This window comes from Pauljensenia sp. UMB9872, from assembly GCF_030212665.1.
Lineage (GTDB): Bacteria > Actinomycetota > Actinomycetes > Actinomycetales > Actinomycetaceae > Pauljensenia > Pauljensenia turicensis_B.
This window is the reverse complement of sequence record NZ_JASOER010000003.1, coordinates 79008-91892: the sequence shown is the minus strand read 5'-3', so window position 1 is coordinate 91892 and position 12885 is coordinate 79008. Positions and strand designations below refer to the sequence as shown.

13 protein-coding genes are annotated in these 12885 nt (G+C 55.5%); 5 read left to right on the top strand and 8 right to left on the bottom strand.

Features of this window, described 5'->3' with window-relative positions; genetic code table 11:
* The first annotated feature begins 77 nt into the window (after positions 1-77).
* Positions 78-1688: an ABC-F family ATP-binding cassette domain-containing protein gene (locus tag QP109_RS02270; protein ID WP_285023056.1), complete on the top strand. Its 1611-nt coding sequence runs from the start codon at positions 78-80 to the stop codon at positions 1686-1688.
* A gap of 119 nt (positions 1689-1807) precedes the next feature.
* Here the strand turns inward: QP109_RS02270 and QP109_RS02265 are convergent, their stop codons facing one another.
* From QP109_RS02265 to QP109_RS02250, 4 genes are all read right to left on the bottom strand, one after another.
* Positions 1808-2581 (bottom strand): amino acid ABC transporter ATP-binding protein, encoded by a 774-nt coding sequence (locus tag QP109_RS02265; protein ID WP_285023054.1) that lies wholly within the window; start codon positions 2579-2581, stop codon positions 1808-1810.
* Positions 2578-3480, bottom strand: a complete 903-nt coding sequence (locus tag QP109_RS02260; protein ID WP_101628213.1) for an amino acid ABC transporter permease — start codon at positions 3478-3480, stop codon at positions 2578-2580. The genes QP109_RS02265 and QP109_RS02260 overlap by 4 nt, the downstream gene beginning before the upstream one ends.
* A gap of 71 nt (positions 3481-3551) precedes the next feature.
* Complete coding sequence (locus tag QP109_RS02255; protein ID WP_285023053.1) at positions 3552-4481, bottom strand: ABC transporter substrate-binding protein; 930 nt, start codon at positions 4479-4481, stop codon at positions 3552-3554.
* Between the two features lie 95 nt (positions 4482-4576).
* Positions 4577-5269: a DUF4191 domain-containing protein gene (locus tag QP109_RS02250; protein ID WP_285023052.1), complete on the bottom strand. Its 693-nt coding sequence runs from the start codon at positions 5267-5269 to the stop codon at positions 4577-4579.
* A gap of 112 nt (positions 5270-5381) precedes the next feature.
* Here QP109_RS02250 and QP109_RS02245 point away from each other — a divergent pair, with 112 nt between their 5' ends.
* Positions 5382-6773: a protein kinase domain-containing protein gene (locus QP109_RS02245; RefSeq protein ID WP_285023050.1), complete on the top strand. Its 1392-nt coding sequence runs from the start codon at positions 5382-5384 to the stop codon at positions 6771-6773.
* Positions 6774-6871: 98 nt separating this feature from the next.
* On the opposite strand, the gene sucB is transcribed toward QP109_RS02245, so the two are convergent.
* Together sucB and lpdA are read right to left on the bottom strand one after the other, a co-directional pair.
* Positions 6872-8602: a 2-oxoglutarate dehydrogenase, E2 component, dihydrolipoamide succinyltransferase gene (gene sucB, locus QP109_RS02240; RefSeq protein WP_285023049.1), complete on the bottom strand. Its 1731-nt coding sequence runs from the start codon at positions 8600-8602 to the stop codon at positions 6872-6874.
* 27 nt (positions 8603-8629) lie between these two features.
* Positions 8630-10003, bottom strand: a complete 1374-nt coding sequence (lpdA, locus tag QP109_RS02235) for a dihydrolipoyl dehydrogenase (RefSeq protein WP_285023047.1) — start codon at positions 10001-10003, stop codon at positions 8630-8632.
* A 175-nt stretch (positions 10004-10178) separates the two neighbouring features.
* Between lpdA and QP109_RS02230 the strand changes: the two genes are divergently transcribed.
* Positions 10179-10679 (top strand): hypothetical protein, encoded by a 501-nt coding sequence (locus QP109_RS02230; protein ID WP_270772366.1) that lies wholly within the window; start codon positions 10179-10181, stop codon positions 10677-10679.
* Positions 10680-10771: 92 nt separating this feature from the next.
* Here QP109_RS02230 and QP109_RS02225 read toward each other — a convergent pair whose 3' ends face one another.
* Positions 10772-11233: a tRNA (cytidine(34)-2'-O)-methyltransferase gene (locus QP109_RS02225; protein ID WP_101628207.1), complete on the bottom strand. Its 462-nt coding sequence runs from the start codon at positions 11231-11233 to the stop codon at positions 10772-10774.
* A gap of 244 nt (positions 11234-11477) precedes the next feature.
* On the opposite strand from QP109_RS02225, the gene QP109_RS02220 reads away from it, so the two are divergent.
* Positions 11478-12185, top strand: a complete 708-nt coding sequence (locus QP109_RS02220; RefSeq protein WP_285023046.1) for a DNA polymerase Y family protein — start codon at positions 11478-11480, stop codon at positions 12183-12185.
* Between the two features lie 384 nt (positions 12186-12569).
* On the opposite strand, the gene QP109_RS02215 is transcribed toward QP109_RS02220, so the two are convergent.
* Positions 12570-12761 carry a hypothetical protein gene (locus QP109_RS02215; RefSeq protein WP_207760318.1) on the bottom strand — a complete coding sequence of 64 codons (192 nt, stop codon included), beginning with the start codon at positions 12759-12761 and terminating at the stop codon, positions 12570-12572.
* Between QP109_RS02215 and QP109_RS02210 the strand changes: the two genes are divergently transcribed.
* Entirely contained in the window at positions 12744-12830 is an 87-nt protein-coding gene (locus QP109_RS02210; protein ID WP_243381234.1) for a helix-turn-helix domain-containing protein, read from the top strand. The genes QP109_RS02215 and QP109_RS02210 overlap by 18 nt on opposite strands.
* Positions 12831-12885: the final 55 nt, after the last annotated feature.

Sequence of the window (12885 nt, the reverse complement as noted above, 5' to 3'; positions counted from 1 at the left end):
TTCAATTGTGCCTGTCCGTAGGGCGTATCACCCTATTTGAGTAGGGTGTACCTGCCCACAACCACTAAAATTGTCGGGTGATCAACGTACAAGACTTCTCCCTTAACATCGGGCCAAGAGACCTTGTGAAGAACTCGTCCTTCAGGATTGATAAGGGAATGCGTATCGGCCTTGTCGGTCGCAATGGTGCGGGAAAGACGACAACTATGCGTCTTCTTGCCGGCGAATCAGATCATGGTGCCGCTGAGTACTCCGGCACGATTACGAACAACGGAAAGATTGGGTACCTCGCTCAGGACACTCACATCGGTGATCAGTCCCTCACGGCTCGCGAACGCATTATCTCGGTGCGTGGAATCGACCAGATCATCGCAAAGATCCGTAAAGCTGAACACGAGATGTCAACGACTGAGGGCAATCGCCAAGTGAAAGCAATGGAGCGCTACGTGCGACTCGATCAGGCATTCACGAACGAGGGTGGCTGGGCCGCGAACGCTGAAGCGGCACAGATTGCCCACTCACTGGGCCTCGAAGATCGTGTCCTTGAACAGCGCCTCGACACTCTATCTGGTGGTCAGCGCCGACGTGTTGAACTCGCACGCGTCCTGTTCTCCGGAGCTGACGTGCTTCTCCTTGACGAGCCCACAAACCACTTGGATCACGATTCGATCATGTGGTTGCGCGACTGGATCAAGACATTCCCCGGTGGCGTCATGATGATCTCCCACGACGTGAAGTTGCTGGGGGAGAGTGTCAATCAGGTCTTCTACTTGGACGCGAACCGTGCCAAGGTCGATATCTATCACCTGGGCTGGGATGCCTACCTGAAGCAACGCGAAGAAGACGAACGCCGTCGTCGCAAGGAACGCGCAACCGCTTTGAAGAAGGCTGAACAGCTGAAAGCCCAGGGCGAAAAAATGCGTGCGAAGGCCACAAAGGCAGTGGCAGCTCAACAGATGCTACGACGCGCTGAAGAGCTTTTTGCTCAGGCCGGTAGCAAGGAAGTTCAGGAAAAGGTGGCGCGTCTGCGTTTTCCGGAGCCTCTTCCATGTGGCCGAGTTCCGCTGACTGGCGAAGGCCTGTCGAAGTCCTTTGGATCGTTGGAAGTGTTTACCGGTGTTGATCTTGCAATCGATAAGGGAGCAAAGGTTGTTGTCCTCGGTTTAAACGGTGCCGGTAAGACCACCTTGCTACGAATCCTCGGTGGCATCAGTGAACCTGATTGTGGCACGGTTGTTCCGGGGCACGGGTTGAAACTTGGCTACTACGCGCAGGAACATGAAACCTTGGATAATTCCAAGACTGTTTTCCAGAACATGGTTAATGCTGCGCCGAACCTCGACGATACTCACGTCCGCAACGTCCTTGGTCAGTTCCTCTTCTCGGGTGACGATGCAGACAAGCCGACGTCCGTCTTATCCGGTGGGGAGAAGACCCGTCTCGCTCTGGCAACACTCGTTGTTTCTGGCGCGAATGTCCTTCTTCTTGACGAACCGACGAATAACCTCGACCCTGCGTCTCGCGAAGAAGTCTTGAATGCGCTCGATACGTATGAAGGTGCGGTCGTTCTGGTGACACACGACCCGGGCGCTGTCACCGCGTTGAATCCCGATCGTGTTCTGTTACTCCCGGATGGGGACGAGGACCTCTGGGACGACTCTTACCTTGATCTCGTCACCCTCACCTGATCTGACAGTGCTACGCACTGGCTGACTGCCCTGCGTAGCACATATGGGTGTGGGCCCAGCGATTTCGCTGGGCCCACACCCAGGTCAGAATCGTGTTGGAGCAGGAGCCTCGTACCACGTTAGAGCACCTTCGAGAAGAACTCTTTTGTACGCTCTTCCTGCGGATTGTCGATCACGTCAGTGGGGCTACCGGCCTCGACGATAACTCCCTCATCCATGAAGACAACCGTGTCAGCGACCTCACTGGCGAAGCCAATTTCGTGCGTAACCACAGCCATTGTCATGCCTGACTTTGCCAGATCCTTCATGACCTGCAGAACTTCGCCCACCAGCTCGGGGTCGAGCGCCGATGTCGGTTCGTCGAAAAGCATGATCTCCGGATCCATCGCCAGAGCGCGAGCAATCGCCACACGTTGCTGCTGACCACCGGAAAGCTCCGAGGGGTAGTGATCCGCGCGATCGGATAATCCAACGCGTTCAAGCAGTTTAAGCGCACGCTGTTTCGCCGTTGCCTTATCTACCTTCGCGACATGGATCGGTGCTTCCATGACGTTTTCCAACGCGGTCTTATGCGGGAATAGGTTGAAACGCTGGAATACCATGCCGATGCGCGAACGCTGGGCGGCGATCACCTTGTCAGGTAGTTCGTGTAACTGGCCAGCCTCGTCCCTGCGGTATCCGAGAAGCTCGCCATCAACGCTCACTTCACCAGCACTAATCTCTTCGAGCTGATTCAGACAACGTAGCAACGTCGACTTACCCGAACCCGATGGACCCAGAATCACGCACACCTCGCCGGACGCGATCTCAAGATCAATACCCTTGAGCACGTGAAGGTCACCAAAGAACTTGTGGACGCCCTTGACGCTCACCATAGGAGTTGAAGATTTCACGGTGTCACATCCAAGAATTGAGTCGAGGTTGAAGCGGTCGCGTTATCGCGACGATCAAAGCCCTTACCGAAGTAACGCTCAATGCGTGCCTGGATCCACATCAAAATGCTCGTGATGAACAGGTACCAAAGAGCGGCCGCAATCAACAGCGGAACCGGCTGGAACAGGGACTGGCCCTTTGTCGATGCGACGAACGTCAGTTCCAACGTGAACGGAATCGCCGAAACAAGCGATGTCGTCTTCAACATTGAAATCGTTTCATTGCCGATCGGCGGGACAATCACGCGCATCGCCTGGGGCAAAATAATGCGACGGAAAATCATCGACCGAGGCATACCAAGAGCAGTGGCAGCCTCCCACTGACCCTTATCAACAGACAGCAAACCGGCGCGAATAATCTCAGCAAGGTAAGCGCCTTCGTTGAGTCCCAGACCAACGAACGCCATCCAGAACGGCGTGAAGTATATTGCCGTGTCGAAAGAAACGAACGGCGGAGCAAACGGAATACCAAGCTCAATCTGCGGGTACAGCGTGGGTAACAGTGACCAGAAGATCAACTGCGTGTAGATCGGGGTACCTCTAAAGAACCAAATATAGGCTGTGGCAACCCAACGCAGAACCGGGTTAACCGACTGGCGCATAATCGCAAACGTGATGGCGAGAATCGTGCCAATCACCATCGCGATAACAGTCAGAATCAACGTGTATACAACGCCTGAAACGATCGTCTTCGAGAAAAGCCATTTGCCAACGACATCCCACTGGTAGTTGTCATTGGTAATGAAACCCTTGGCGAGGAGCAACGCAAAGATCGCAACGATCACTGCGCTGATCCACCGTCCGGGCCGAGGTACCGGTTTAGCCTCAATGAGGGTGATGCCGTCTTTAACGTGTGCCATATGTTTTATGTTTACCTTGCTCAGTATGGGGCTAACGCCATGCGGTGCTAGCCCCATACGCTGAGTTCAAATCAGAGACCGGGGTTCAATTCGGCCTTGGTCAGACCTGCATTCTCGGCGCCGTAGGCTGCGAGAATCTTGGTCAGGTAGCCGTTATCCATCAAGTACTGCATGGCCTTTTGGATTGCGTTGGCCAGTTCAGTGTCGTCCTTGGCGACAACAATACCCTGAGGCTCGGACTCGATGACGTCACCAACCTGCTCGAGCTTGCCACCGGAGAGTTCAACCGTGTAGCCGATTACGGTGGAATCAGCCAGAGTGGCGTCGTACTGACCACCGATGACCTTGGTTGCAATGTCGGTCTGAAGGTCGAGGGGCATAACCTTGATTGCTTCGTTGCCCCCAGCAACGCATTCTTCGGACAGGTGCTCAGCGTATTCCTGCTGGTAGGTGCCGTTCTGAACGCCGATTGTGGTGCCACACGCGTTGGTGGGATCGAAATTCTTCGGGTTGCCTTGAGCAACAGCGTATGCGGAGCCGACCTCGACGTAGGAGATCATGTTGGTCTCAGCAAGACGCTCTTCGGTGATGGTGAAGGAAGAAACGCCGATATCAAACTTGGAACCGAGGCCCGGGATGATGGTCGGGAACTCTGCGTGAGTCGTGGTGCCTTCTTTAAGACCCATCACCTTTGCCAGAGCATTGACGATATCAACGTCGTAGCCAACGGGGGTCTGGCCGTCTTCGGCGCGGAACTCGCCGGGGGCGTAGTCGGTGGATGCGCCGTTACGCAGAACATTTCGTTCCTTGACTGCGGTGGGGACCAGAGCGGCGATTTCATCGACGGTTTCAATCGACGAGGTGTCGAATGATTCAACCGTGGTGGTCGATGTTGCTCCCTCACCGGACTGAGAAGTCGAAGAGGTTGACGGGTCGGAGCATGCGGCGAGTGCCATCGATGCGGTGGCAGTCAGGAGGAGTGCTGCGGGAAGCTTGCGCATGGGAGTACCTTTCGGAGATTTTCTCTCTACGCATATAAGTATGCACCCCTATGCATATTATGCATAGGGGTGTCTCAGCATTTGAGTCGAAGCTCTCAACGACCGCGCATCGCCCTGCGGTTCGGGCGAGCCTTCATCGGATCAATTCCCTTGGGAATCGGCAGAGCATTGGACTGCAACGCATTCAAACGATTCGAAACGGCAGGAACCTCTTCCTTCGTCAGAATCTTCTTGAAACCACGCAACTTACCCTGCAGCTTCGCAAGTTCCACCTGGTCTTCATCGTGGCCAGTCTGGATAATGTGAACAGGAACGTTCTTCACAACGCGTTGAACCTTCTTACGCTCAGCTAAAAGAAGTGGCTGAACGTGGCTGGAAGGACCTTCGGAAATAAGAACAACACCGGCACGACCGATAATTCGCCAGATAACATCCTGCTCGCGCGTAACGTTAATCGGCTGCTCGGGAATGATCCAACCGGACTTGATCTGCGACAAAACAGCGTAGACAGAGCCGACAGTGCCATCGATCTGATCGTACAGAGCGCGACGCACCAAGAACGAGAGCAGTGACATCGCGACTGTGCCACCCACCAAAACGCCCAGAATTGCCCAGACAATGTAGTTCGCGTGCATCAGGGCGGCGATCACCAGTGCAAGACAGATCGTTAGGATCCATGCTCCGGCAATTGCCCATCCGATCCACGGATAGGAGCGCTTTGTAATACGGTATGCGTCCGCAAGGTTGTGGTACCAGCGACGCTTCTTGGGGGCAGTGTTCTCACTCATAGCGAACCTATTCTACCTGTAGTGGCGATATTCCAATGCATGGGATCGCAGTTATCCACAAGCTTAGGCAGAGTCGGTCGCTTTCAAGAAATCTGGACCGCACAATGCGGCTATGAATATGCATTCACATCGCCTTGGAACGATTGCGTTTATGACCTCCAATGGTCCGCTGTGGGAGGCGACTCGTGACAATAAAGCAGTGCTGATCAGCGTGTATAGCTTTGATATCGCGCGTGACCAGATGCAGCGTTGGATTGCATGGCGTGGCCTCGTGCACCCGAATGTGGCAGAGCTGGTAGAAGTATCATGCCAGCCGGATGGTCGCGTGAGTCTTTCTCAGCGTCGCTACGCCGGGAGAACCTTGCAGGAGCTACTCGATAGCGGTCAGCAACTGAACGACAACCAGCGCCGACGTATCGTCGCCGATGTGCGTGCTGGCGTTTGTGCGCTACATGATAAGGGAATTATTCATACCGATATTGCGCCACCAAACATTGTTGTCAGCGCTGATTTTCACGCGACGCTGATTGATATTGCCATTCCCGCGCAGGCCGGTGAAGGAACCCCCGGTTTTTCCCTGTCTGCAACAAAGGATCAGCGCAGTGACGATGCCGCAGTTGAAGCCATCGCATGCGCATTGAATATTGATCCACACGGGCTTAATCCCACGCGCGTCGAGCAACGCCCGCTACAACTAACAGCTGATTCACGCTGTGAGAATCTGCCTCAGATGAATGAGGCAGTTACGTGGCGAAAGGAACGCCTTGCCGATGAACGTCCACGGGGATTGCCAGCGACTCAGGCTCGGCGACGTGGTGCGCTGGCGGGAATCATCATCGTTCTCCTTAGCGTCATCTATGGAATGACGAGGCCACCCACACTATCAAACGCGCCCGTGTCAACGGGCGGAATTAAGGCACAGTCGGCGCCCTCGAGTGGGGGTATTGAACGATCTCGACATCCAGATGCCGCGCAATCTGCGCCACTGAGTGAAAATAGGCAATCGGGAGAGACTCAAGAAGAAACTGAGCCGGCAGATCCGATGACGGGAATGGGCCTGGGACAAGGAATCCAACCATTTGGTCGCGATCAGGTTGCTTCGATTGACGACTTCGCAATCGATGGCTGCCCCGACATCAGCCAGGCGAACGACATTGTCTCCACTTTTATGCATGTGCGAGATCAAGCAGTGATGGACCGTAATATCGCTGACCTGGACAATTTTATGGAAGGGGATGCTCTTCGAGCTGAAGCTGAAAAGATTGCAACCCTTCGTCGCTTTGATGCGTTCGTTAAACATCTGCAATCCGAATCGCACGTGGTCAACCAACCAAGCTGTTCGGACACGGAGCTCACAATTGAAGCAACGGTGACACAAAGTGAATACCAACGCTGCGACGGGGCAAGGTGTGTGACTCTTCCTGCTAGTACCTCGCAAGACATAGTGATGACTTTTATGCGTCTGACGGGACGAGTTTCACGCACCGCTCAGCAAACACCTTAGGCGGATATGGCAAACCCCCAGTTCCCACCGGTTTCCCGGCACGAACTGGGGGTGCCTGAACGTCAGATCGGCACATTACCTTGCCAGATTGGCTCTACTCAGAGAGCAAGGTCAGCGTCGAAGTTTGCTTCTTCAAGGCGCTTCTTGACCTCCATGAGGTAACGAGCCGCATCGCCACCGTCAACCAGACGGTGATCGTACGACAGCGACAAATACACCATCGAGCGGATTGCAACGGACTCGGAACCGTCGGCTGTCTTGACAACCATCGGACGCTTCACGATCGTGCCAACACCCATGATTGCAGTCTCGGGCGAGTTTAGAACCGGAGTATCGAACAGTGCTCCGCCGGAACCGGTGTTCGTGATGGTGAAGGTGGAGCCGCTGAGCTCTTCCGGACCAACCTTGGCGTCGCGGGTGCGAGCGGCAAGATCGTTGATCGAAGCTGCGATACCCGGGATATCCTTGGTGCCCGCATCCTTGATTACCGGAACCAGCAGGCCACGCGGGGTATCAACTGCAATACCGATGTGCTCATAGTCGAAGTAGGTGACCTTGTTGTCATCAATGGTTGCGTTGATCTTCGGGTGGAACTGAAGAGCCTCGGTTGCGGCTTTCACGAAGAAGGGCAGGAAGGTCAGCTTGGTGTTGTGCTTGGCGATGAACGCATCCTTCGAGCGTGCACGCAGAGCCGCGACCTTGGTAACGTCAACCTCGACCACGGTCGTCAGCTGAGCAGAGTTCTGCAGGGACTCCATCATGCGACGAGCGATCGTCTGACGCAGACGCGACATCTTCTCGGTCGTGCCACGTAGCGGTGACGGTTCACGCTTCTGCGCAACCGGAGTAGAAGCAGTCGGAGCCGAAGCAACGGGGGCCGGGGTAGCAGGAGCCTTGGCGGCTTCGCGGGCTGCAACAGCGTTCTCGATGTCTTCGCGACGGATACGGCCACCAACACCGGTGCCGGTGATCGTTGCCAGATCAATGTCGGCCTCGCGAGCAAGCTTGCGAACGATCGGGGTCACGTAGCCGGTGTTTGCCACTGTTGCCGGAGTCTGCGATGCGACCGGAGTGCCGGTCGGGGCGGCGGTTTCAACAGCATTGCTCAGCTGATCGAGGGTTGCCGGGACCGGAGCCGGGGTTGCAGGAGTGGCAGGAGCAGCCGGTGTGACCGGAGCTGGAGTGGCTGTGGGAGCCGGAGTGGCTGTGGGAGACGGAGCGGCAGGAGCTGCGCTAGGAGCCTCAGACGAAATGATGGCGACAACGGTGCCAACCGAAACGGTCTTGTCTTCCTCGACGCGGATTTCAGCGAGGAAACCGGCTGCGGGGGACGGAACTTCGGAATCGACCTTGTCGGTGGAAACCTCGAGCAGAGGCTCGTCAGCTTCAACAGCGTCGCCAACGGACTTCAGCCACGTGGTGACGGTACCTTCGGTCACGGACTCGCCAAGGGCGGGCATGAGGACCTCGGTGCCGGAAGCGGGAGCAGAAGCGATGGGTGATGCAGGCGCAGGAGCCACCGGCGCCGCGGCAACGGGTGCCGGCGCCGCCGGAGCTTCGGCTACAGGTGCCGGAGCGGAAGTGGCCTCGGATGCGTCACCGATCATTGCGATTGTAGTGCCGACCTCGACGGTCTCGTCCTCGGGGACGAGGATCTCGAGCAGCACGCCCGCCACGGGGGACGGAACTTCGGAGTCGACCTTGTCGGTCGAGACCTCGACGATGGGTTCGTCAGCTGCGACCGTGTCACCGACGTTCTTCAGCCAGGTGGTGACGGTGCCTTCAGTGACGGACTCGCCCAAGGCGGGCATTGTTACTGCGGTTGCCATGGATGTTCTCCTTGAAAGACGGGTGTGCTAGTTGTGGGCGTGCAGGGGTTTGCCGGCGAGAGCCATCGCTGCTTCGCCAATGGACTCATTCTGACTTGGGTGGGCGTGAATCAACGATGCAACGTCGGTTGGGTAGGCCTCCCAGTTGACCATTAATTCTCCTTCACCAATCTGCTCACCAATGCGCGCACCGATTCCGTGGAAACCGACGATCGGTCCATCTTCAACGCTCACGAGCTTGATGAAGCCCTGAGTATTCAGGATATTAGACTTTCCGTTGCCCGCAAGGTTGTATTCGACGGTTCTCACCGAATCACCGTACTTCTCACGCGCCTGCTTTTCGGTCAAACCAACCGAAGCGATTTCGGGCTCGCAGAAGGTAACGCGCGGAATTCCGGACTCATTGATGGGTGCAGGTGTCATTCCAGCGATTTCTTCAGCGACGAAAATACCCTGAAGGAAGCCGCGGTGAGCAAGCTGAAGGCCCGGCACAATGTCGCCAACTGCATAGATATTGGCGACGCCGGTGTGCAGGCGATCGTTGGTGATAACAAAGCCCCGATCCATTGTGATGCCGGCGTCTTCGTATCCAAGCCCCTGGGTAACCGGGCCTCGACCAACTGCGACGAGCAGGACATCTGCGTCGAGGTTCTTTCCGTCTTCGGTCGCAACGTGGACGCCTGATGCGTCCTGGGCGGCCGAAGCGAAACGCGTGTTCGTGTGGAACTTGATGCCACGCTTACGGTAGGCGCGCTCAAGCTGCTTGGAAACTGACTCGTCTTCATTGTTTGCTAGGTGGGGCAGAGCCTCGATGATGGTGACGTCAGCGCCGAAGCTCTTCCACACGGAAGCGAATTCGAGGCCAATGACGCCACCGCCAAGGATCAGCGCAGAAGTAGGAACCCAGTCCATCTGCAATGCCTGATCGGAGGTGATGATGCGACCTGCAATATCGAGTCCGGGGAGGGAACGCGAGTAGGAGCCGGTCGCAAGGACAATGTTGCGGCCGGTGATGTCGCGTCCGTCAACGGTGACGGTGTTGGCGTCAGTCAGGCGACCCCAGCCCTTGATGACCTCGACGTTGCGCGAGGACAGCAGACCCTGAAGACCCTTGTAAAGCTTGGTGATGACTGAATCGCGGTAGGCGCCGACTTTCGCCATGTCGATGTCTTCGAAGATGGAACGAATGCCGAATGCTTCGGATTCGCGGACAGTGTCAGCGGTTTGTGCTGCGTGCAGATAAGCCTTCGTGGGGATGCAACCGCGATGGAGGCAGGTGCCACCAACCTTGTCTCCATCGATCAAGGCAACTTTCATTCCCAGTTGGGAAGCGCGTAAAGCGGTGGCGTATCCACCGGATCCGGCGCCCAGTACGACGATGTCGTATTCTGGTTCGCTCACGTCTGAGACTCCTTACGTCTTGTTTTCTGTTCACAGTCTTGTGAACCGTCTAGGCCTATTGTCCCACTTGTGGGCAATGATGTCCTCACGCAGACGGATGAGACGAGGTGGAACCGACCACACCGAACATTCGTGCGAAGTGAGGATGATGGTGGGCGCAACGTATGATCAACCTATGAATGAATCCCCGCAGCTTTTGGAGGGCGCCGACGTTTCCGGCAATGACAAGAGTGTGAAAGATAGGCGCCCGCGAGCGCTTGGCCTTGGTCGTCTTGTCATGGCTATGTTCTGGGTGCTTGGGGCTTGGGCGTTAGTGACAGCGATCGTTGATTTGTTTCATCATCAGAACACCCTCCCGTGGGGTCCTCAAATTGTCGCGTTGATTGCGGGAATCGTCTATTTCGTTGGTGCGGCGGGCTTGACGCACAATGGCAGGAGAATGCGCATTATTGCCGGCTACAGCATCGGTATCAGCATTGCGGCGCCGATCATTATCGGTATTGCAGGCTTTGATGTGCCCGATCTGATTGTGGCTCGTTCGGCGTGGAGCCGGTGGGGTGCGGACTTTTACTATCTGCCACTCATTATTTCCATGATTGGTGTGGGGTGGATGTGGAGGTCGAATCCGCGCCGGATTGTGGAGTTAGCTGAGCGCCTTGAGCGGCCTCGTTCGTAAAAATGGCGGTGGTGAAAATTTCGGCCTCGCCCCAATGTGCGGGGGACGAGGCCGATTGTGCTTTGTGAAGCGGAATATAGTGTGGGGTCGGTTTAGATTCCACCTGGGAAACCGAGTTGGCGCCACGCTTCGTACAGAACAATCGATGCTGAATTGGCGAGGTTGAGAGAGCGGAGTCCCGGTTGCATGTGAATGCGGACGCGATCTTCGACGCGGGGGTGATTCATTGCTTCTTCGGAAAGGCCGACGGATTCTCGGCCGAAGAGGAGTCCATCGCCGTCCTGATAGGAAACGTCGGCGTACATTGTTGAGGCTCGTCCTGTGAATGCCCAGATGCGTCCGGGAACTTCCGCAAGTGCATCATCAAGGTTTGGGTGTACTTTCACGTGCGCGAGATCGTGGTAATCCAAGCCTGCGCGCTTGAGTTTTGTGTCGGACATATCGAATCCCAGCGGTTCGACCAGATGGAGCATTGATCCGGTGCATGCAGAGAGGCGGATTGCTGCGCCTGAATTTCCAGGAATTTCGGGTTCGAAGAAGATGATGTGAAGCACTCGTTTATCTTGCCACCATTGTTGGTGCGACGGGTAGCCGAAAGAACGTGGACTATTGCAATCTGATTTGTACATGGTCGCACCTACTGTATAGAACAGATGTTCTAAATAGGGGGGTGGGAACATGGAAGTCGATGTGGATCGTCTGAAATTGGTGCGCGCAGGTTTGCGTCAAGCCGAGGAACAAACGGGGCTGATTCATTCGGCGTCAATAGGGGGTGCAAGGTCAAAAAAGGAGGGCCTCATGAGGTTCATTGCTTTATGGATTCCTGACTGGCCTGTGAACTCGCTGGTCATCGATCTTCCTCCGGGTGCTCCAGGAGCAGTGGGGCATCGCGGAAAAATTGATGTCGTTTCTTTTAGTGCGCGCAAACACGGTGTGCGCCACGGCATGCGTATTGAAACGGCACGGTATCTGTGCCCAGAGCTCATCATCGTGCCTCGGGATCAAGAGCGTGAAGGTAGAAGTTTTGACGCTGTTATCGAAGCCTTCGAGTCAGTTGTAGCCAAAGTGATGTGTATGCGTCCGGGCTTAAGTTGGGTGTGGGCTACTCCCGCTACGCGTTGGCACGGAAGCGAAGAAGCAGCCGCAACTGCCATCGTTGATGCTGTTGCACAACAGGTTGGTGTCGAAGCCTTCGTCGGGGTCGCGCAGGGAGTATTTGCTGCAACATATGCGGCGCGAACCCAAAGAATTGTGACCGATCAAGAAATGCCCTCATTTCTTGCCTCAATTCCCGTTCGTTACATTCTGGAACTTCTTGACGGTAAAGAGAAAGAGCAGGCAGCTCAAGACATTGAATTGCTTGCCACTTTGGGGGTGCACACCTGTGGGCAGCTCAAAGATTTAGGTAAGGGCCAGATATATGCCCGTTTTGGAAGCAATGCTGATATCTACTGGAAACTCAGCGAAGGGCACGATGTTTTCGTCCCGCCCATGGAATCTGCGTAGCCGGACCGAAGCGTCACTTCAGTATTCACCGTCAAGGTGGTTGGGATCCGCGTGAACGCATTGCTTTTATTCCCTGGAATACTCCCAGCTTTTTAACACCTGGGGCAGGGGAGTGGGACGGGACAATCGATATGAGCCCTCAGCCCCTACTATCCGTTCGGCTCCCAGTGCATCTGAACGACTCTTTTTCCTCACCTATACATGTTGCTCAATGCGGGAAACTGAGTGAAGAACCAGCTTGGATATCTGTTCCGAAAAACAAGCGAGGTGCTCAGTCGCGCATGGATTATTGTGGCATTGTTGAAGCTTTTAACCCGACTTGGATATAAAATGGCGGCACAGTCGCGCTGGCGGCGTGAGTAGTTCAAAAGCGGGGTCAGTGGTTCAACCCAAGTGCAAGACATAATCGATGAAGGGACACTTGGTGGCAGGAGAAACAAGAAGGCTAGAGGCCGCGGAGATCAGCGTCGGGAGGCTGTTGACCAGCGGCGACTTCGAGTTCGTCATTCCGGAGTAATCGCCAAACTCGGCAAAGGAGCCAACATTCAAACCGACACCTTGCTCAGGATCTGCCAATTCCTCGACTGCGACATAGCCGACATCTGCGAAGCAATCCCAGCAACACCGAAGGGAGAGACCGACTAGATGGCCAATCAGCGTCTACAGCTCACCTGGTACAACAAGGACAAGGCTCTCATCC